The organism is Lutibacter sp. A64 (assembly GCF_022429565.1).
Classification (GTDB): Bacteria; Bacteroidota; Bacteroidia; order Flavobacteriales; family Flavobacteriaceae; genus Lutibacter.
Map to the genome: position 1 here is coordinate 1,918,766 of NZ_CP092487.1, position 21,470 is coordinate 1,940,235.

Sequence of the window (21,470 nt, forward strand, 5' to 3'; positions counted from 1 at the left end):
ACATGGATATAGCACTATTAATTATTGGAGTAGTATTATTAATTTTAGGTATTTTAGGTTCGTTTTTACCAGTACTACCAGGCCCAATTACAAGTTGGTTTGCCTTATTGGTTTTACATTTAACCGATGCCGTACAAATGAATTGGACTTTTTTAGGAATTACTTTAGCTATTGCATTTATAATTTGGCTAATAGATTATATTATACCCGCAATGGGTACCAAACGCTTTGGAGGTACGCGTTATGGAGTAATTGGAACTATGGTTGGTTTGGTTGTAGGAATGTTTTTCTTACCTCCTTTCGGAATAATTATTGGTCCTTTTTTAGGTGCTTTTATTGGTGAAATGATAAAAGACAGTAAAGATTCTAAAAAAGCATTAAAAGCTGCCTTTGGTTCTTTTATAGGCTTTATAACCTCAACTTTCTTAAAATTTATAACAGCTGTAGTTTATGCTGGTTTGTTTTTCTCCATATTTTGGGAATATAAAAGTGCTTTTTTTAATTTCGGTTAATTCCTTAAAGAATTCGCTACAATCCAAGCACTTGTCCATGCATTTTGAAAATTAAACCCTCCAGTAACTGCATCAATATTTAAAATTTCACCTGCAAAAAATAGATTTTTATGCAATTTACTTTCAAATCGTTTAAAATTTATTTCTTTTAAATCTACCCCTCCAGCAGTAACAAATTCATCTTTAAAAGTACTTTTCCCATGTACCTTAAAAATACTTTGTGTTAGTTGTTTTGAAATAGTTTCTAGCTGGCTATTACTTAATTGTGCCCATTGAGAATCGCTTGGTATTTCAGAAGCTATTACAAATTTCTCCCACAAACGCTTTGGAATTTCTTCAAAAACCGAACGTAAAATCACCTGTTTTTTAGCTTGTTTTTTCTTTTGAGATTTTAAAAACTCTAATATGGCTTCTTGTTTTTTCGACAACCAATTTACTTCAATTTCAAAATTGTATTCTTTTTTATGAAACTCCAACGCACCCCAAGCAGAGAGTTTTAAAATTCCTGGTCCGCTTAAACCCCAATGTGTAATTAATAATGGACCTTCTTCTGCTAATTTAGAATTCAACACTTTTACAGAAGCATTTGGAACTGAAATTCCAGGAATATCTTGTAATCTATTATCAGTGATATTAAAGGTAAATAACGAAGGAACAGGTTGTACAATAGAATGCCCTAAAACTTCCATCATATTCCAAACTTTGGTATTACTTCCACTTGCAACTAAAACATAATCGGCAATAAAATCTTCAGAATTTGTTTTAACAATAAACTGGTCTTCTTTTTTTTCTATAGAATCGACTCTAGTGCTTGTTTTTAAAACGACGCCCGCTTGTTTAGCACTTTCTAAAAAACAATCTATAATAGTTTGTGATGAATTACTTTCTGGAAAAATTCTGTTATCATCTTCAATTTTCAGCGGCACACCCCTATTTTCGAACCATTCCATAGTATCACCTGTCATAAATTGATGAAACGGACCACGCAATTCTTTTTTTCCTCTCGGATAAAATTCTACCAATTCACTTGGTGTAAAACAAGCGTGTGTAACATTACAACGTCCACCACCGCTTACTTTTACTTTTTGCAATACTTTAGAACTTCCTTCTAAAATTACAACTTCTAATTCTGAATTTAGTTCTGCAGTATTAATTGCAGCAAAAAAACCAGCAGCTCCACCTCCAATTATTATTATTTTTTTCTTCATTTCGTTTATTTAACAATTCTCGACATTCTTAACTTATTTCAGAATCTCAACTAGTTAATACTTTATTTCTGTCGGCTAAGCGAAGTCTAAACTTATTTTACCCTCAATCAATAATCAATTCATATTATTTTCTATTCTTGGCAGTTGAGTTGAGTCTAAGCCTTTTTTTATTTTTATGTATGTCTTCTTTCAAACACTTTCTATGGATACCTGCCTGCACAGGTAAGACAGTAAGTTAAGTTCTAAATTAAATAATTAAATCTGTATACGGAATTACAGTTTCAAACCCTTTTTGTTTAAAGTATTTTGGTGTATCGGCATTTCCAGTTGCTAAAATAAAATCACCTCCCCACGCACCTAAACTTTTTGTCTGTCCAAAATAATCTGAAAACAATTCTTTTTGAACTGTTTGTAATTGAATAGTTTTAGAAACTAGTTGTTCATGTCCTTCTAATAATTTTTCAAAATCATTTAAATTGGTACAATTCAAAAATAGGGTAGATAAACTTGAAATTTGTTCAATTTCTGAAGTTAAATTTCCTTTTAAATCTTTAAAGCGTTTAATACCTTCCCTACTATTTTGTTTTTTATTTAAATACACAAAATACAATTGCTCTTTAAAACTTGGATTAAAATCAACTTTTTCAACTAATGGGTTTATGTCTTTTATTGTATATAAAATTGGTGAATTATTTTGAGCACAAGCAATATCGTAGCCACTTCCTCCAAAAGTATTTTTTAATAATTTATAGGGATTTACTGCGGCCCAACTTGCTAAATTATTAATTAAAGTTGAAGAAGTTCCTAATCCCCAATTTTGAGGAAATGTAAGTTTTGTTTTAATTAAAAAGCCTTGTTTTGCACTTAAAAAAGTAGGATTTAATCTCCTTACTTCCTGTAAAATTTGCATTAATCTTTCAGCTAAAGTGTCATTTCCTCCATCTTCAGTTGCTTCAAAATCAGCTGAAACTAAGCGTAATTTTGGTAAATCAAAAATAGCTTCTAACCAACATTTACCAGTGTTTGTGTAACTTTGCCAAATTATTTGTGGTTCATTAATTTGTTCAATGGTTAAATCTTGTCCACAAGTAGTTGGAACAGCTAAAGATTTTGCGCCGTCTAATACAAAATATTCGCCAGTTAATAATAATTTTCCGTTGCTGTAGAATTGTTTCATAGTTTTCTCTGTCATTCCTGCGCAGGCAGGAATCTATACTAATCTTTTAAAATATTATCAAACCAATCATTAGAAAGGTCAAGCCATTTTTTATTATCTTCTTCTATTAATCTAATTTTCCAATCGCGTTTCCTTTTTTTAAATTGTTTTTCTCTTTATCACTTCATTAACAATTTGAAAAATTTCAAAATACACTAATTTACTTACCCTATATTTTTTTATTAAACCCTTAATAACTTCTGTTTTATGTTCATAAACTCTTCACTGTAAATTGTTTATTATTCCAATATCTAAAGTCCCTCTAATTTTACTAGCTAAAATATAAACATAACATTGATGTATAGTTTTCATTTAGATTCGTTTTATGGATTCCTGCCTGCTCAGGAATAACAAAATGGTACTAAATATAAACAAATCCTTTTTTCATAATATAATTAATTTGGACTTCACTCAACCACCAATGTTAATGCTCCCCAATCAACTTATTATAAGCATCAACCACAGCATTGTGCGTAATGGTTTTATCTTCAAAATAATCAATTAAATATTGTTTATCCTCCTCATTTGCACCTAATTGTTTTATAATATTGGTTAAGTGCATTTTCATATGTCCTTTTTGAATTCCAGTAGTTGTAAGCGCTCGTAATGCTGCAAAATTTTGAGCCAATCCGGCAACAGCAATAATTTCCATCAATTCTTTTGCCGAAGGATTACCTAACATTTTTAACGATAGTTTAGATAAAGGGTGTAATTTGGTTAAGCCGCCAACAGTACCCAAAGCAAGAGGAATATCAATCCGAAATTTAAAAATTCCATCTTCTACAGAGGCGTTTGTCAAACTTTTATAACGCCCACTTTTTGCTGCATAAGCGTGTGCTCCGGCTTCAATAGCTCTAAAATCGTTTCCAGTAGCAATAACAACAGCATCTATTCCATTCATAATTCCTTTGTTATGCGTAACTGCTCTATATGTTTCTGCATTTGCAATTTGAACCGCTTGCACAAATTTTTGAGCAAACAATTCCGAGTTTTCACCGCCTAATTCAGAAACTTTGCAACTAACCTCTGCGTGTACCAAACACTCGGGCACGTAGTTTGACAAAATACTCATTACAATTTGAATACTTTCGTTCTCAAACCTATTTGCAATAGCTTCTAAACATGAATTTATAAAATTTGCCCCCATACTATCAACTGTTTCAAAAGTAACGTGTAACTGATAGTAATTTGCTAAATCTGTGGTTTTATCACGTAATTCTATGTCTAAAATTCCACCGCCGCGCTTTTTCATATTTTGAGTAATTGCATCGGTAGCAATTAACAAATCTTCTTTTATTTCAGAAAAATAATTTTGAAGTTTTACTTTATCACCTTCATACATAAAATGAACTTGTCCTACTTTTTTAGTAGCAACTACATTGGCTTTAAACCCGCCACGCTTACTCCAAAATTTTGCAACTAAAGATGCTGCTGCAACAACAGAACTTTCTTCAATTGCCATTGGTATGGTGTAATCTTTTCCATTTATCACAAAATTAGGTGCAATTCCAAAAGGTAGGTAAAAATTAGAGATGGTATTTTCAATAAAATCGTCGTGTAGCTCTTGCAATTTATTGTTAGAATTCCAATACTGCATTAAAATTTGCTTCACTTTTATATCATCATCAAAAAAATTAGAAATCAACCAATCTATTTTTTCAAGCTTTGTAAGCTTAGAAAATCCATTAACGGTTTTAGACATTTAATGTAACTTTAATTATTTGTGCAAAGATAATTTAATAAAAATTAAAATTAACAATTATAAAAAAGTGAATATTTATGATTTATTACAACGGTAATATGCAAAAATTTTCTTAAACTTGACAATTATTTTAAGAAATGATAATTTCATGAAAAAACTACTCTTTGTATTTATTATAGTAACTTCCTTAGCAACAGCACAAAAACAAGATATTACCTTAAACGAAATTTGGAATGGTACATTTAGTACCGAAAGAATGAACTCCTTAAACTCTATGGATGGCGATTTTTATTCGTTATTAAATTTTGATAGAGCCTCTAGAAGTACTACGGTAGACAAATATAGTTACGCTACTTTAGAAAAAGTTGAAACCATAGTTAACAGCAAAGATTTAAGTGAAATTGCTTTTTTTGAAAGTTATGATTTTAACAACGATGAAACCAAATTGTTATTAGGTGTTGAAACCGAACCAATTTATAGAAGATCTAGTTTAGGTATTTTTTATGTGTATGACATCGCTTCTAAAAAATTGCAATTAATTGATGAAGAAAAAATACAAGAACCTACTTTTTCTCCAGATAGCAAAAAAGTTGCCTACGCAAAAAATAACAATATTTATATTAAAAATTTAGAAACAAATGAAGTGCTTCAAATAACTTCAGATGGTAAAAAGAATTTTATTATAAATGGTATTTGCGATTGGGTATACGAAGAAGAATTTTCTTTTGTGCGCGCTTTTGATTGGAGTGCAGATAGTAAAAATATTGCTTTTTTACGTTTTGATGAAACCGAAGTACCTGAGTTTTCTATGCAACTTACAGGTAATAATTTATACCCAACACAACAAGTTTTTAAATACCCCAAAGCTGGAGAAAAAAACGCAATTGTAACCTTACATCTTTATAATTTAGAGAGTACAAATACTTCAAAAATAACTTTAGACAATTACGAGTATATTCCACGTATAAAATGGACAAATGATGCTAATTTTTTAAGTGTTATAACATTAAATCGCCATCAAAATAATTTGAATTTATATTTTATAAATGCAACTGATAATTCAACCAAAGTTGTTTTAAATGAAACAGATAAAGCATATATTGATGTACACGATAATTTAACTTTTTTAAACGACAATAGTTTTATTTGGACTAGCGAAAAAGACGGTTTTAATCATATTTACCACTATTCTAAAGCAGGAAAACTAATCAACCAAATTACAAAAGGTACTTGGGAAGTGACTAATTTCTATGGAATTAACGAAAAATCAAAAACCGTTTACTACCAATCTGTTGAAGACGGCTCTATAAACAGAACAGTTTATTCTATAAAATTAAATGGAAAAAACAAACAACGTTTAACAAATGCTTCTGGTACAAATAGCGCTTCATTTAGTAAAAATTTAAATTACTTTATCAATACTTTTACCGATGTAAATACACCTGCTGTTTATACGCTTCATAATTCAAAAGGAAAACAGTTAAAAGAAATTTTAAACAACAATAAACTTTTAAAAAAATTAGAGAATTACAATTTATCTAAAAAAGAATTCTTCACTATAAAAACTGAAAATGGCGAATTTAATGCGTGGATGTTAAAACCATCTAATTTTGATGCTAACAAAAAATACCCATTATTTATGACTCAGTATTCGGGTCCTGGATCACAATCGGTTAGCAATACTTGGAACAGTGCAAACGACTATTGGTTTCAACATTTAGCACAACAAGGCTATATAATTGTTTGTGTAGATGGAAGAGGAACTGGTTTTAAAGGTGCAGATTTTAAAAAATCGACCTACTTAAACTTAGTAAAATACGAAACCATAGATCAGATTGATGCCGCTAAAGAATTAGCTAAAAGATCGTATATTGATGAAAATGAAATTGGAATTTGGGGATGGAGCTTTGGTGGACATATGAGTACCAATTGTTTATTAAAAGGAAACGATGTATTTAAAATGGCAATTGCTGTTGCACCTGTTACAAGCTGGCGTTTTTACGATACAGTTTATACCGAACGGTTTTTAAGAACTCCACAAGAAAACCCTGCTGGTTACGATGAAAATTCACCAATTAATTATGCAGATATGCTAAAAGGTAAATTTTTATTAGTTCACGGAAGTGGAGATGACAATGTACACGTACAAAATACAATGCGTTTAAGCAATGCTTTAATTGCTGCTAATAAACCTTTTAACCAAGCTATTTATCCTGATAGAACACACGGAATTTATAGAGGAAAAAACACAAGATTACATTTGTACAATAAAATGACTATTTTTATCAAAAAGAATTTAGGAAATTAGGAACAATTATCAGTATATCTGAAATAATTATAAATTTAATATATAACTTATAATCAACAATATGAATAGCAATACTTTAAAAACAGATCCAACACATAAACAACTTTTTGGGCATCCAGTAGGACTGTATGTATTATTTTTTACTGAAATGTGGGAGCGATTTTCCTACTACGGAATGCGTGCAATTTTAGTACTTTATCTAGTTGCTAAAACCAATGGCGATAATGCCGGTTTAGGTTGGACAAATGGAGAAGCTTTATCACTTTACGGAACTTATACAATGCTTGTATACCTAATGTCTATTCCTGGTGGATGGATTGCTGATAAATTTTTAGGACAAAAAAAATCAGTACTATATGGAGGTTTGCTATTAGTAGCCGGACATAGTATATTGGCAATTGAAGAAATGTGGGCTTTTTATACAGGTTTAGGATTAATTATTGCCGGTGTGGGTATGCTAAAACCAAATATTTCTACAATGGTTGGTGGTTTATATCAAAAAGGAGATATTAGAAGAGATAAAGGATTTACCATTTTTTACATAGGAATTAATGTTGGTGCGTTTTTATCTAGTTTAATTGTTGGTACAGTTGGTGAAGTTTATGGATGGCATTATGGATTTGGATTAGCAGGTATTGGTATGGCTTTAGGTTTAATTCAATATATGGCTGGTCAAAAATTTTTAAAATCTGTTGGTAATTTTATAGGTGAATCTAGTGAAGAAGATAAAGCCGCTTTTAATAAACCTTTAACTAAAATAGAAAAAGATAGAGTAATTGTATTGTTCATTTCTTTTTTACTTGTAATTGTATTTTGGGGTTCATTTGAACAAGCTGGAGGTTTATTAAACATTTATGCTTCAGAAAAAACAAATAGAATACTATCATTCTCACTTCCATTTATTGGAAATGAAGTACCTGCATCTTGGTTTCAATCATTAAACGCAATGTTTATTATATTTTTAGGAACTGGTGTTGCTGCTTTTTGGGCAAATAGAAAATTAAAAGGAAAAATATCTACCTCTTTATTTAAAATGATTATAGGTTTAATGATAATGGGATTTGGTTTCTTTTTTATGACTGCAGCAGCAGGACAATTTGAAGCTACAGGGACTTCAGCTATGTACTGGTTAGTTTTAGCCTATTTATTTCATACTGTTGGAGAATTATGTCTTTCACCAGTTGCACTATCATACATTACAAAATTAGCACCTGCAAAATATGCTTCATTAATGATGGGGATATATTTTGCAATGACAGGTATTGGAAATAAAGTTGCCGGATTGTTAGGAGAATCTGCAGAAGATTTAGGTGAATACACCGTGTTTACAGGTATTGCACTTTTCTGTTTAATCTTTGGATTATTAGTAATGGTATTCCGTAAAAAACTTGAAAGTTTAACACACGGAGCAGAAGACGATGAACATGTGATCACCGAATAATTTTGATTAATTTTGAAACCCGATTTGAATATATTTCTAAATAATTAATGGAACATTTAAAATAAATATTTATAAAAGCTCAGGTAATTTTTTACTTGAGCTTTTGTATTCTAAAAATCAAATATAATGAGTACAGAAAAAAAATCGTTTGTACAAACAGTTGGATCTTTTAATAAAACATTCTGGTTAGGAAGTTTTATGGAACTTATGGAGCGTTGGGCCTGGTATGGAGTTTTTACTCTTTTTGCATTATACCTAGTAGGGTCTACAGATAAAGGCGGATTAGGCTTTAACCATATTCAAAAAGGAAATATAATGTCTGATATTACAGCATTATTGTATTTTCTACCAATATTTACCGGTGTTATTGCAGATAAAATTGGATATAAATTATCCTTAATAATTTCTTACACAATCTTAATTGCAGGATATTTATTAATGGGAGAAGTAAATACTTATTGGGCAATGTATTTTGTATTCTTATTTGTTGCAATTGGAGCCGCAATGTTTAAGCCTGTTGCATCAGCTATTATAACAAAGTCAACTAATAAGTCTAATGGAACTTTAGGTTTTGGAATTTTTTATATGATGGTAAATATAGGTGGGTTTATTGGACCTGCATCATCATCATATTTAAGATCTACTTATGGATGGAAATTAATTTTTATTCAGGCTGCCGTTGTTATTGGTATTAACTTATTATTAGTTTTATTTTTCTTTAAAGAACCTGAAAGAGAAAAAACTGAAAAAGAATCTTTTGGAGCGGCAATAAGAACTTCATTATTAAAAATATGGGAAGCAGTTAAAGACACGAGATTAACTGTTCTATTAATTTTAATGGTTGGTTTCTGGACTATGTTCAACCAATTATTTTACACATTACCAAACTTTATTGAAGACTGGGTAGATTCTTCGGCTTTAAGTACATCAATTAGTAATTTTTGGCCTGGCTTAGGAAACTTATTAAGTGAAAACGGACAAATTAAACCTGAATGGTTTACTAATATAGATGCCTTAATGATTGTAACGCTACAAATGTTTGTTTCTTACTTTGTTATTAAAATGAGACATGTAAGTGCAATGATTCGTGGTTTTATAATTGCTGCCATTGGTATTGGTATTACATTTTATACAAACAATGTAATGTTTACCGTTTTAGGTACAATGATTTTTGCTGTTGGTGAAATGACAACAAACCCAACATTCTCATCATTTATTGCTTTAATATCGCCTAAAGGAAAAGAAGCCTTATATCAAGGAACCTACTTTTTACCTGTTGCAGCCGGTAACTTTTTAACAAAACTTATTTCTGGTAACCTTTACCAGTCTTGGTCAGATAAATTATCATTACTACAAACTGAAATGAAAACCAGAGGTATTGAAATGCCTGAAATAACAGAGTCGTTTACAAAAAATGATTACTTAACGCTAGCTGAACAAAAACTTGGAATGGAACATTGGGAAATGACTCAAATGTTATGGGATAATTACAACCCAAATAAAATATGGTATGTAATTGTTGGTATTGGAATTATAACAATTATAGCCTTATCTATTTACGATAAAATGGTAATTAAACCTAAAGAAAAAGCAGAACTTGAAGCTTAATTAAAATATTTAGCGAATGTATTTGTCGCTAATCAAAAAAGATAACTAAAATTTAAAAGCTAATTAAAAAAATAAAAATTAACAATTAAAATTATGAGTACACTAACAAAGTATAAATTTGAAGGTACAGAAATGAATAACAAATTATTGATGGGACATCCATCAGGATTATTCATTCTATTCTTTACAGAAATGTGGGAAAGATTCTCCTACTATGGAATGCGAGCTTTGCTTGTATTATTTTTAACCTCCGCTTTAATGGATGGTGGTTGGGCTTGGAGCCGTGAAGATGCTTTAGGTTTATACGGAACATACACAATGTTAGTTTACTTTACCCCTATTATTGGTGGTATTTTAGCAGATAGACTTCTAGGCTACAGAAATGCTGTTGCTTTAGGTGCTTTTTTAATGACCTTAGGACATGCCGCAATGGCGTTTGATACACCTTGGGCATTATACCTTGGTATTGGTTTATTAATTGCTGGTAATGGTTTTTTTAAACCAAATATTACTTCAATTATTAATGGTGTTTATAAAAATGCTCAAGGAAAAAAAGATGGTGCTTTTACCATATTTTATATGGGTGTAAATGCAGGTGCTTTTTTAGGAATAATGTTATGTGGTTATGTTGGTGAAACTTATGGATGGCATTATGGCTTTGGTTTAGCTGGTATTTTTATGTTCTTAGGAATGTTGCAATTTTGGTTTGCACAAAATATTTTTGGTAAAGTAGGCTTAAAACCATCCAAAAAAGTAGATATTTCTGATGCTATTGAAAACGAAAAAGGAAAAGAAAAAAGCTATGATGATGTGCCTGCTAGCCATCAAAGAGATAGATATATTGTTGTAGGTATTTTAGCATTTTTTACTATTTTCTTTTGGGCTGCTTTTGAACAAGCAGGTGGTTCTATGACCATTTTTGCTAAAGATTATACCAATAGAATATTAGAAGGTGGTGCTGCTAATGTTTTTAGAATAGCAAACACCTTATTAACAGTTGTTCCGTTAGCAATTATTACTTATGTTCTTTTACAATTATTCAAAATTACGTTTAAAAAATATGCTTTATCAAATACCTTTTTAGGGCTTAGTTTCGCTATAATTTGGATTATTGTTATTGTAATGTTAAAAAATCAATTTAGTCAAACTTCTACAGAAATTCCTGCTTCTTGGTTTGGTATTTTAAATTCATTCTTTATTATATCATTTGCACCTCTATTTTCTAAAATATGGGAAAGTAAATTTAACCCACCAGCTACTGTTAAATTTGGAATTGGTCTAATATTATTAGGATTAGGTTTTTCAGTTTTAGCATATGGTTCAGCAAGTATTCCTCAAGGAGCAAAAACAGCTTCTGTTAGTGTTATTTGGTTAATATTAGCGTATTTATTACACACTTTAGGTGAACTGAGTTTATCTCCTGTAGGATTATCGTATGTTTCTAAATTAGTACCAGGAAAAATGATTGCAATGATGTTTGGACTATGGTATATCGCTGTAGGTATGGGTAATAAATTAGCGGGTTCAATGGGTGGAATGATTGATGAAATTACTACTAAATATTCTATGAGTACTTTCTTTTTAATTTTTACAATTGTACCAATTATTGCAGGTATAATAATAATATCTTTAACTCCAATTATGAAAAAATTAATGCACGGAGTTAAATAAATTTAAAACTCTTTGTAATTTTGGCAGCGTTTTTGCGTCAGAATTAGAAATCAGAAAAAAATATAACATGAAAAAATTACTTATTTTAACAATTGCTTTATGTAGCTTAACTGTATCAGCTCAAAAAATAAATTGGATGAGCCTTGAAGAAGCTGTTGAAGCTCAAAAAGTAACTCCTAAAAAAATATTTATAGATGCATATACAGTTTGGTGTGGACCTTGTAAAATGCTAGATAAAAATACCTTTAGCAATAAAGATGTAGTAGAATATGTAAACGAAAACTATTACGCCGTAAAATTTAATGCTGAAGGAAACGAAACTATTAATTTTAAAGACCATACATTTACTAATCCAAATTATGATTCAAGTAAAACTGGTAGAAATAGTTCACATCAATTAGCAGGTTACTTTGGCGTAAGAGCCTACCCTACTATTATATTTTTAGATGAAGAAAATAATTTAATTGCACCGCTACCAGGTTATAAAACACCTCAACAGTTCGAGTTGTACTTAAAATTATTTGAAACAGATGATTATAAAAATATAACAGCACAAGGTGATTGGGAAACTTATCAAAACAATTTTAAATATGAATTTAAAGAATAATTAAATTATTTTTTTAATATAAAAGCTCCTTTTTGCATAGTAGAGTAAAAAGGAGTTTTATTTTTTATACAAGTCTTTTCCCATAATTCTACATAACTTCTATAATTTGAAGCATCTACAATTACCTTTTTGGGTTGGTGCTTTTTTAAGACCCGTTCCATATTAATTTTTGGAGAATTTTGCACTACTATAATTGATAGCTTAATACTCTTAAAATTATAAATTCCTAAGCTATCAATTACCAAAATTGTTTCATTATTAAATGCATACAAATTTTTAATTGGTTTTTGATTAGTCACTGTTGTTAACCCTAACCCTAAAACATACGCTTTAATACTGTATAAATTTTCAATTGAATCTTTTGAGGTATATACTGTATAATTACTACCAAATCTACAAACTATAACAGAATTCCTATTTTCATTAAAAACAATAAATTCTTTTGTTGATTGTAGTTTTTTCTTTTCAAAAATCATCACTGCTTGTATGCTTATAAAAGCAACTAAAACTAAAATCAACCTATAAAAAGTTTTCTTTTCAATCCATTTTAAAGCAAAAAATATAAAACTATATAGTGTACACATTAAGAGTAATGAAAGCGTAATATTTTTAATAATAAAAACATCCTTGTCTGCAATCCATTCAACAAAAGTATTCAACAACCAAATAATAGCATTAAAAATATCTGCCATAAACTGTGGTAGTAATTCAATAACAGAAAGCGCTATCACTATAATTCCAACTGTAAGAATAAATCCTAAAAAAGGAATAATTACCAAATTAGAGAGAAAAAATAAACCAGGAAATTGATGAAAATAAAAAATACTTAATGGCAAAACACCTAATTGCGCAGCTAATGATACCGCAAATAATTCCCACATTTTAAAAACAAACTTATTTTTAGGATTCCATAAACTTACAATTTTAGGTTGTACCCAAACAATTGCAAAAACCGCTAAATAGCTTAATTTAAATCCAACGTCGTATAAATAATACGGATTAAAAAGCAACAAAAAGAACATTGAAATTACCAATGTATTATAAATATTTGAAGGCTTATTTAAATACATTCCAATTGTAATTGCCGTAAACATGGTTACGGCTCTTACTACTGAAGGTGACAAACCCGCAATAATTGCATACATCCACAGCAGACAAACAATTAGTACACTTGAAATAAATTTCCCGTGTTTAAAATAGTGTAAAGGTTTTAATAAAAAAGTAAGAATTAATAGAATAATTCCAATATGTAAACCAGAAACAGCTAAAATATGAATGGCACCAGCATCAGAATAACTTTCTATTAAATCTTTAGAAATTGTTTGCCGTTGCCCTAATAAAAGTGCATTTACTACGGCTAATTCATTATCTTTAAACTCATACTTTTTTAAAGATGCTATAACCTTATTTCTAAATTTAGCGGCACTTCTTTTTAAAGAATGTGAAGTTGTAGTCTTTTTAAATAGCTGTGTATTATCTATATATATTTGATGGTAAATCTGTTTATTTTCTAAATATTTTTTATAATTAAACACATAAGGATTTAATGGTTTATTTATTTCATAAAATAAAGTGCTAACAACAATATTATCTCCTACATTTAAATCAACCTTACTACTATCTTTTTCTATATTTACAAGAATACTTCCAATTGATTTAGTGTTTTGTAACTGCACAACTTCAGCTTCATACTTATTATATTTTAAGGTTGGTTTTAAGACTTCTTTAATGGCAATTGTAGCAATAGTATTGCTTTTAGGTTTAAAACTAGAACTATTTGTATAATGCTGTTTATTATAGAGTTGGTTTTTAAAAGTAATGGTTGAAGTTCCAATAAAAAACATCAGTATAAAGGCAAGTATCGTAAATATTATATTAGACTTTATCTGTCTGTTTGTATACACATAAATTGCAAATAATACTACAAGTAAAAAAGAAAGAATTTTAACCAATAAATTAGGCTGAAAGTAATAGTTACTTCCAACTAAAATACCAATTATCAAAAAAAAGATTAATTGTACAGGTATAAACTTTAAAAATTTAAACATAGCTTGCTAAAGCTACAAAAAATATTTTAGTGTCTTTAAAAACTTAAAATGTAGTAACAAAAGTTGCAAAATGACTTATATCATTATTAAAACTAGTTTTATAGCGTAATTTTAAATACGGTTTTATTAATTACGTTGTAATCTTATATAAGTTTTACACCTAAAGTATGCTATAAAAGGCATTTAAAATATTATTTTCAGTTATTTCTTAAAGGCTAGGGTTATTAAATTTTATTTTTAACTAACCTTAGCTTTTAAATATCATTTTTGCAGTTTTAAGCGAAGCTCCTTTACCGCCTAATTTTTTCTCTAAATCAAAATAGTTTAAAAACATTTTAGTACGATTTTCTTCGTCTAAAATTTTATGAAGTTCTGCCTCTAAAGATTTTTCATTAAAATCGTTTTGAATTAACTCTTTAACCACTTCTTTATTCATAATTAAATTTACCAAAGAAATAAATTTTAAATTAATTAAACGTTTTCCAATTTGGTATGAAATCCAACTTGTTTTATAACACACAATTTCTGGCACTTTAAACAATGCTGTTTCTAAGGTTGCCGTTCCAGAAGTTACAATTGCAGCATAAGAAACAGACAATAAGTCGTAGGTTTTATTGCTAACAAATTTCACATTTTCTTTATTGATAAATTGTTGATAAAAATGGTAATCTTGACTTGGAGCTCCAGCAATTACAAACTGATAATCTGTAAATTTATCAGCCATTTTTAACATAACGGCAAGTAGTTTTTTTATCTCTTGTTTTCTACTACCAGGTAAAAGTGCAATAATTGGCTTTTCACCTAATTGATGCTTTTTTCTAAATTCTAATTCTTTTACTTGAGGTCTATTTGCAATAGCATCTAATAAAGGATGACCAACAAAAGTTACTTTATAATCGAACTTTTTGTAAAAATCTTCTACAAATGGAAGAATTACATACATTTCGTCAATATCTCTTTTTATATCTTTAACCCTTCCAGACCTACTTGCCCAGACTTGAGGAGAAATATAATATACTGTATGGAAATTAGCTGCTTTTGCCCATTTAGCAATACGTAAATTAAAACCAGAATTATCTATAAAAATTATTTTATCTGGGTTAAAATTAGAAATATCTTCTTTACAGAATTTTATAAACCCTAAAATTGTAGAAAGGTTAGTTACAACTTCAGCAAAACCCATAAAAGCTCTTTCTTTATAGTGTTTTACCAGGGTTCCGCCAACTTCAGCCATTAAATCACCTCCCCAAAATCTAATTTCAGCCTGTTTATCTTCTAAAAACAATGCCTTCATTAAATTAGAACCGTGTAAATCTCCAGATGCTTCACCTGAAATAATATAATATTTCATAGGTTTAAATTTTTATTTTAAAATACAAGATGTTTGTTCTCAATTATTTTTAAACAACAAAATTAACCAGTATATTTTAGCCTGATTTACTTTGAAAAAATGGTTAATAATAACACTAAAAAAGCTATAAAAAAAGATTCAAACAATACACCACGCGCTCTATAAATTTGTTTCTTTTTTAAAAATATATAAAACACAAAGAAGTTTGCTATAGCCCCTAAAGCTAACACTTTACCTTCTAAATTACCTTCTTTTATTAAATCTAAACTGATATAAAAATCGTATTTAGAAAAAAATTCAATAAAAATAAAAGTACCCGAAGCAGTAGCAATTAAACCTACAATAAAACCATTTAGTATTTCTTTAATCATTAAAAAAAATTATAAATTCCAATTATTTAATTTATGAATAAAATGATGCGCTGTTAAATCGAATTGAACAGGAACCACAGATATAAAGTTATTTGCTAAAGCCCATTCATCAGTATCTTCACCTTTATCCATATTAATAAATTTTCCTGTAAGCCAATAGTAAACTTTTCCTTGCGGATTAATACGTTTATCAAATTCTTCTACCCAATTTGCACGAGCTTGACGGCATATTTTAATACCTTTAAATGTTTCGCTTTTTGGAAAATTAACGTTTAAAACTACACCATCTGGTAAACTATGCTCCAAAACATTTAAAACAATTTGTTTTATAAAAGGTTTTAAAACTTCAAAATTAGCATTCCAAGAATAATCTAATAAAGAAAAACCAATAGCTGGTATTCCTTCAACACCGGCTTCAACTGCAGCGCTCATTGTTCCTGAATAAATTACATTTATAGATGAATTAGAGCCGTGATTAATTCCTGAAACACATAAATCTGGCCTTCTATCTAAAATTTCACTTACTGCTAGTTTTACACAATCTGCTGGAGTTCCAGAAGATTTATATTCTTTTTGCGGTCCATCATCTACTTTTATAGCATCACAATATAAAGTTTCACTAATAGTTACAGCGTGTCCCATACCACTTTGAGGACTATCTGGAGCAACTACAACTACATCTCCAATTTCATTCATCACAGCAATTAAAGTACGTATACCCGGAGCTGTAATACCATCGTCATTTGTCACTAAAATTAAAGGTCTTTTATCCATATTTTAAATTTTAAAGAACAAAGCTACTATATTTTATTTGGTTTCAATAAATTTAACTTTAACATTTTATAAAGATAGTTTAACGTTTGTTTTAAGTACTATTGTACCACATAAAATATAATATTATCTCAAAATATATTATTTAAAAGTACTTAATTAAAATAACCATAAATAGTAACTACTTTAACTAAAACTTTTACAATTTTTCACTAAAAATGACTAATTTATTTATACTTTCTCGTTGAATTTATAAAAAAAAGTTAATTTAGGCACAAATCTAAAATATTGGCACTATTTTAGTAGTTCGTAATCTTATAATACACCTATTAGTATAAAAAAATGATTAGAAAATTTAAATTTATATTACCCGTAATTGTTGTAATTGCTTTTTCAACAAGTTTCAAAAAAGTTAATGATACAGACCCTAAAGATAAAGTTTTAATAACTATCTTAAATTATGTATTAACACAATGGCATTACCACCCGCAAGAAATAAATGATTCGTTTTCAAAAAACGTATATACCAAATTTATTGAAACTTTAGACCCTTCAAAAAGGTACTTTCTACAAGCTGATATAGATGAATTTTCAAAATACAAAAATGATATTGACGATCAAATAAAAAAAGAAGATTTAAGCTTTTTTAATTTAGTTCACCAACGTTTTACACAACGTACAGAAGAATCTAAATCGTATTATAAAGAAATTTTAAGCACTAGTTTCAACTTTGATAAAAAAGATACATTAAATGTAGATTACGAAACTAAACAATATGCAAAAACTAAAAACGAATTAATTGTTAATTGGGAAAAACAACTAAAATTTAGCACTTTATCTAAACTTTATGATAAAATAAATGATGAAGAAGATAAGTTTAAAAAAGATAATTCATACAAGAAAAAAACAGCAGAAGCTTTAGAAATTGAAGCTAGAAAATCTACCTTAGAAAATATGGATGAATTTTTTATGCGTTTAGATGAATTGAATGAATCTGACTGGTTTTCAACTTATATAAATAGTATTTCTGAAGAATTTGACCCACATACTAATTATTACGATCCTGATGCTAAAAAAGGATTTGACCAAGATATTTCTGGAAAATTAGAGGGTATTGGTGCTAGACTTCAAAAGAAAAATGATTATACCAAAGTAAGTGAGCTAGTTTCTGGTGGACCTGCTTGGAAACAAGGTGAGCTAGAGGCTGAAGATCTTATTTTAAAAGTTGGACAAGGAGATGAAGAACCCGTAAATATTGTAGGTATGCGTTTATCAGATGCCATAGAATATATTAAAGGTAAAAAAGGAACAGAAGTAAGACTTACTGTTAAAAAAGTTGATGGTACTACCAAAGTAATTTCAATAATTAGAGATGTTGTAGAATTAGAAGAAACTTTTGTAAAATCTAGTGTTGTAAAAAAAGACAACCGTACATTTGGACTAATTCATTTACCTAAATTCTATATAGATTTTGACGAGAAAAACTATAGAAACTCTACAACAGATATGGCACAAGAAATTGAACGCCTAAAAAAAGAAAATGTTGAAGGTTTAATAATAGACCTAAGAAATAATGGTGGAGGTTCTTTACAAACTGCCGTAGAAATTTCTGGGTTATTTATTGAAAAAGGACCTATAGTTCAAGTAAAATCAAGAGATAAAAATGCTGATGTATTAAAAGATGTTGATTCTAAAATTCAATGGGACGGCCCATTGGTAATACTCGTAAATGAATTCTCTGCCTCAGCTTCTGAAATATTTGCTGCCGCTATGCAAGATTACAAAAGAGCTGTAATTATTGGAGGAAAACAAACTTATGGTAAAGGAACTGTACAACGTGTTTTAGACTTAAATAGGTATCACAATTTAAAAGAAGATATTGGAGCGTTAAAAATGACTGTCCAAAAGTTTTATAGAATTAACGGTGGTTCAACACAATTAGAAGGTGTACATTCAGATATTGTTTTACCAGACAGATTTATGTATTTAGAAATTGGAGAAAGAGACTTAACAAACCCTTTAGCTTATGATAAAGTACCAGAAGCAAACTATAGCTTATGGAATAATTACGAAAATTTTGATAGCGTAATTAATAATAGTAAAAAACGAATTTCAAACAACAACAACTTTAAACTTATTAATGATAATGCTAAATGGCTAAAAGACACGCAAGACGATACTTTAATTTACTTAAGCCTAGATGATTACAAAAAAGATATTGAAAACAATAAAAATGAATCTTTAAAATATCAATCTATTAAAGATTTTACAACAAACCTTACGTTTAACTCACCTCAATACGAGCTTCCTAAAATTAAAGCAGATAAAGATTTAGCAGATAAACGAAACGCTTGGCATAAAAACTTAAAAAAAGATATTTATGTGGATGAAGCTTTAAATGTATTGAGTGAATTAAAAATAAGATCTAAAAATCACTTAGTAAAAAATTAATTTAACACATAATATTGTTTTATAATTTTTATTTAAACTAAAAATTATAAATCTAAAAATAAAAAGAGGTCATCTAATATAAACTTTTAGACGACCTCTTTTTTTATAAATCTAAAACAACAAAACCAACCTCTACCTTCTACTTAACATTGACCTTTTAAGTGCTTCCTACGTCTTTTATTTTACTAAATAAACCGTATTAAAAAGTACTTTAAACACACAAAACTCACCTTAAAAAACTATCATTCAATACCTTATATTTTATAAAAAGATACTCTTTTTTTATTTTTTAATTAAAATTTACTATTTTCATTACCAACTATTGCTAAAAAAATCAAATAATCTAACCAAACTAACAGTTTATAGAATCACCATTCTTAAAACTGAATAGATGATTTATATTAGATTTTAAATTAGTGTTTTTTACTTATTTATAAAATTTTCAAAAAAAATAGGTAACAAATTTAAGTACCAGTTTATATACATTTAAACAAACTAATTAATGAAATCAATACATTATTTTTTTACCTTGCTTTTTATTTTTACAAGTAGCTTTATCTTTTCTCAAAAGAAAGAACAAAAAATTACTTTTAGTGGAAATATTGGTCTATTTTTCGATACTTATAATTATTCTGAAGAAAATTATCCAACCTTTAGACCAAAATATCCAGAGAACGAATTACGGTTAAATGCAAATGCAACAATACAAATAGGAGAATATTTATCTATTCCTTTTGGTGTTAGCATCAGCAATCAAAAAACGCTCTACAACCTACCATCATTACCAGAAGAAAACTTAATCGATTTTATTCAAAATCCTAAAAACGATATTAGTATAAATCCAGAATACAAATGGTTAAAAGGTTATTTAGGATCACAAACTCCAAACTATTCATTATTAACAACAGGAGACACCCCTCTTTTTGGAATAGGTATAGACATAAATCCTGGCAAATTTATTTTTTCAACCAACTATGGTTTATCACAAAGAGCAATAGAATCTGACGCATTATATAATATTGTTGGTGCTTATAAACAAAAAATAATAGCAACAAGAATTGGTTATGGTAAAATTGATGGTCCAAAAGTTACCTTAAACTTTGTAAAAGTTAAAGATGATGTTAATTCTGTAACTAACACACCTTTATATGATGACCCAATTGAAGGAATTACAATTTCACCTTTAATTGAGTTTAAAATTGTAGAAAAATTACTTTTTAAAACAGAAACCGCCGCTTCTATTTTTACAAGCAATTTAAATAACACATTTGCAATAAATGATGCTACTATAGAATCTTTAAGCGATTTTATAACCATAAATGCTTCTAGTAAAGCAGATATTTCTCATGTTTCCTCATTAGATTGGATTTCTAAAAAATTTACAATTGGTGGTGAAGTAAAATACATTGGCCCTGGCTTTATACCTGTTGGATATAGAAATATAGAAACCGATATATTAGATTATAAATTAAGATCTAGTTTTAAATTATTTAACGATAAAACATCTATTAACGGTATGTTTGGTATTAGAACAAACAATGTTAAAAACACCAACTTACAAAGTACCAAACGTGGAATTAGTAATATTAATGTGTTTTCTCAAATAAGTGATGCTTTCTCAATAAATGCAAATTATTCAAATTTCGGATTTAACAATAATGAAATAAATAATTTAATACGAGTTGAAATGATCAACAATTCTTTTTCTTTAGCTCCTTCTTATAATTTTGAAACGAAAACAATAAACCATCAAATTAATGTAAATGGAAGTTTAAACCTTTTTGATCAATACGATGCTGTTAGCAGTGCTTTTGTTGCTACCAAATCTAAAACTGTAAGTTTAAATTACAATCTAATGTTTAAAGAAATGCCTTTAAATATAAATGTTATCAGTTTATTTTTTAATAATGAAATGCCTTTAAGCACTATAAAAATGAGCAACTATGGAACAACTTTTAGTTACAAATTTTTCGATAAAAAATTAAGTCCTTCTTTAGGTTTTAATCTAGCAAATATTACAAGAGATAGCTTTACCACAGACCATAGATTTAGTATGCGTCTTAAAGCAAAATATAAAATCACAAAAAAATTACTGTTTAACTTATCGTATAGGTTAAACAACTACAAATATGGTTCTTCAAAACCAAATGCAATTACAAACGAACATAGAATGCAATTTGCATTACTACAAAATTTCTAAAACTA

General features: G+C 28.6%; 15 protein-coding genes. 8 read left to right on the top strand and 7 right to left on the bottom strand.

Annotation, left to right across the window (positions count from 1 at the left end; all coding sequences use genetic code 11):
• Window positions 1–2: 2 nt before the first annotated feature.
• The gene (locus MKD41_RS08085) at window positions 3–512 is read left to right on the top strand and encodes a DUF456 domain-containing protein (protein ID WP_240244923.1); all 510 of its coding nucleotides are present in this window, start codon (window positions 3–5) and stop codon (window positions 510–512) included.
• On the opposite strand, the gene MKD41_RS08090 is transcribed toward MKD41_RS08085, so the two are convergent.
• From MKD41_RS08090 to MKD41_RS08100, 3 genes are all read right to left on the bottom strand, one after another.
• Complete coding sequence (locus tag MKD41_RS08090) at window positions 509–1,720, bottom strand: NAD(P)/FAD-dependent oxidoreductase (RefSeq protein ID WP_240244924.1); 1,212 nt, start codon at window positions 1,718–1,720, stop codon at window positions 509–511. The genes MKD41_RS08085 and MKD41_RS08090 overlap by 4 nt on opposite strands.
• Window positions 1,721–1,967: 247 nt before the next feature.
• On the bottom strand, window positions 1,968–2,897 hold the full coding sequence (locus MKD41_RS08095) for a GYDIA family GHMP kinase (protein ID WP_240244925.1): 930 nt from the start codon (window positions 2,895–2,897) through the stop codon (window positions 1,968–1,970).
• A gap of 463 nt (window positions 2,898–3,360) precedes the next feature.
• Window positions 3,361–4,638, bottom strand: coding sequence for a hydroxymethylglutaryl-CoA reductase, degradative (locus tag MKD41_RS08100; protein ID WP_240244926.1), 1,278 nt, complete (start codon window positions 4,636–4,638; stop codon window positions 3,361–3,363).
• A gap of 148 nt (window positions 4,639–4,786) precedes the next feature.
• On the opposite strand from MKD41_RS08100, the gene MKD41_RS08105 reads away from it, so the two are divergent.
• The 5 genes from MKD41_RS08105 (at window position 4,787) to MKD41_RS08125 (ending at window position 12,273) form a co-directional block, all read left to right on the top strand.
• On the top strand, window positions 4,787–6,946 hold the full coding sequence (locus tag MKD41_RS08105) for a S9 family peptidase (protein ID WP_240244927.1): 2,160 nt from the start codon (window positions 4,787–4,789) through the stop codon (window positions 6,944–6,946).
• A 61-nt stretch (window positions 6,947–7,007) separates the two neighbouring features.
• Window positions 7,008–8,387 (top strand): peptide MFS transporter, encoded by a 1,380-nt coding sequence (locus tag MKD41_RS08110; protein WP_240244928.1) that lies wholly within the window; start codon window positions 7,008–7,010, stop codon window positions 8,385–8,387.
• A gap of 126 nt (window positions 8,388–8,513) precedes the next feature.
• A complete protein-coding gene (locus MKD41_RS08115; protein WP_240244929.1) occupies window positions 8,514–9,995 on the top strand; it encodes an MFS transporter in 1,482 nt (493 codons plus the stop codon).
• Between the two features lie 93 nt (window positions 9,996–10,088).
• Window positions 10,089–11,666, top strand: coding sequence for a peptide MFS transporter (locus tag MKD41_RS08120; RefSeq protein WP_240244930.1), 1,578 nt, complete (start codon window positions 10,089–10,091; stop codon window positions 11,664–11,666).
• A gap of 67 nt (window positions 11,667–11,733) precedes the next feature.
• Complete coding sequence (locus MKD41_RS08125; protein WP_240244931.1) at window positions 11,734–12,273, top strand: thioredoxin family protein; 540 nt, start codon at window positions 11,734–11,736, stop codon at window positions 12,271–12,273.
• A gap of 5 nt (window positions 12,274–12,278) precedes the next feature.
• On the opposite strand, the gene MKD41_RS08130 is transcribed toward MKD41_RS08125, so the two are convergent.
• The 4 genes from MKD41_RS08130 to surE form a co-directional block, all read right to left on the bottom strand.
• Window positions 12,279–14,321 carry a ComEC/Rec2 family competence protein gene (locus MKD41_RS08130; protein WP_240244932.1) on the bottom strand — a complete coding sequence of 681 codons (2,043 nt, stop codon included), beginning with the start codon at window positions 14,319–14,321 and terminating at the stop codon, window positions 12,279–12,281.
• Window positions 14,322–14,568: 247 nt separating this feature from the next.
• Window positions 14,569–15,672: a lipid-A-disaccharide synthase gene (gene lpxB, locus MKD41_RS08135; RefSeq protein WP_240244933.1), complete on the bottom strand. Its 1,104-nt coding sequence runs from the start codon at window positions 15,670–15,672 to the stop codon at window positions 14,569–14,571.
• An 86-nt stretch (window positions 15,673–15,758) separates the two neighbouring features.
• Window positions 15,759–16,043, bottom strand: a complete 285-nt coding sequence (locus tag MKD41_RS08140) for a hypothetical protein (RefSeq protein WP_240244934.1) — start codon at window positions 16,041–16,043, stop codon at window positions 15,759–15,761.
• Between the two features lie 9 nt (window positions 16,044–16,052).
• Window positions 16,053–16,817 carry a 5'/3'-nucleotidase SurE gene (gene surE / locus MKD41_RS08145; protein WP_240244935.1) on the bottom strand — a complete coding sequence of 255 codons (765 nt, stop codon included), beginning with the start codon at window positions 16,815–16,817 and terminating at the stop codon, window positions 16,053–16,055.
• Between the two features lie 339 nt (window positions 16,818–17,156).
• Here surE and MKD41_RS08150 point away from each other — a divergent pair, with 339 nt between their 5' ends.
• Window positions 17,157–19,265, top strand: a complete 2,109-nt coding sequence (locus MKD41_RS08150; protein ID WP_240244936.1) for a carboxy terminal-processing peptidase — start codon at window positions 17,157–17,159, stop codon at window positions 19,263–19,265.
• A 502-nt stretch (window positions 19,266–19,767) separates the two neighbouring features.
• Entirely contained in the window at window positions 19,768–21,465 is a 1,698-nt protein-coding gene (locus MKD41_RS08155; protein ID WP_240244937.1) for a hypothetical protein, read from the top strand.
• Window positions 21,466–21,470: the final 5 nt, after the last annotated feature.

Coding starts and splice junctions, on each gene's coding strand:
- lpxB (WP_240244933.1), bottom strand. CDS start 15,672: ATGAAATATTATATTATTTCAGGTGAAGCATCTGGAGATTTACACGGT.
- MKD41_RS08100 (WP_240244926.1), bottom strand. CDS start 4,638: ATGTCTAAAACCGTTAATGGATTTTCTAAGCTTACAAAGCTTGAAAAA.
- MKD41_RS08150 (WP_240244936.1), top strand. CDS start 17,157: ATGATTAGAAAATTTAAATTTATATTACCCGTAATTGTTGTAATTGCT.
- MKD41_RS08085 (WP_240244923.1), top strand. CDS start 3: ATGGATATAGCACTATTAATTATTGGAGTAGTATTATTAATTTTAGGT.
- MKD41_RS08125 (WP_240244931.1), top strand. CDS start 11,734: ATGAAAAAATTACTTATTTTAACAATTGCTTTATGTAGCTTAACTGTA.
- MKD41_RS08110 (WP_240244928.1), top strand. CDS start 7,008: ATGAATAGCAATACTTTAAAAACAGATCCAACACATAAACAACTTTTT.
- MKD41_RS08095 (WP_240244925.1), bottom strand. CDS start 2,897: ATGAAACAATTCTACAGCAACGGAAAATTATTATTAACTGGCGAATAT.
- MKD41_RS08140 (WP_240244934.1), bottom strand. CDS start 16,043: ATGATTAAAGAAATACTAAATGGTTTTATTGTAGGTTTAATTGCTACT.
- MKD41_RS08090 (WP_240244924.1), bottom strand. CDS start 1,720: ATGAAGAAAAAAATAATAATAATTGGAGGTGGAGCTGCTGGTTTTTTT.
- MKD41_RS08130 (WP_240244932.1), bottom strand. CDS start 14,321: ATGTTTAAATTTTTAAAGTTTATACCTGTACAATTAATCTTTTTTTTG.
- MKD41_RS08105 (WP_240244927.1), top strand. CDS start 4,787: ATGAAAAAACTACTCTTTGTATTTATTATAGTAACTTCCTTAGCAACA.
- surE (WP_240244935.1), bottom strand. CDS start 16,817: ATGGATAAAAGACCTTTAATTTTAGTGACAAATGACGATGGTATTACA.
- MKD41_RS08155 (WP_240244937.1), top strand. CDS start 19,768: ATGAAATCAATACATTATTTTTTTACCTTGCTTTTTATTTTTACAAGT.
- MKD41_RS08120 (WP_240244930.1), top strand. CDS start 10,089: ATGAGTACACTAACAAAGTATAAATTTGAAGGTACAGAAATGAATAAC.
- MKD41_RS08115 (WP_240244929.1), top strand. CDS start 8,514: ATGAGTACAGAAAAAAAATCGTTTGTACAAACAGTTGGATCTTTTAAT.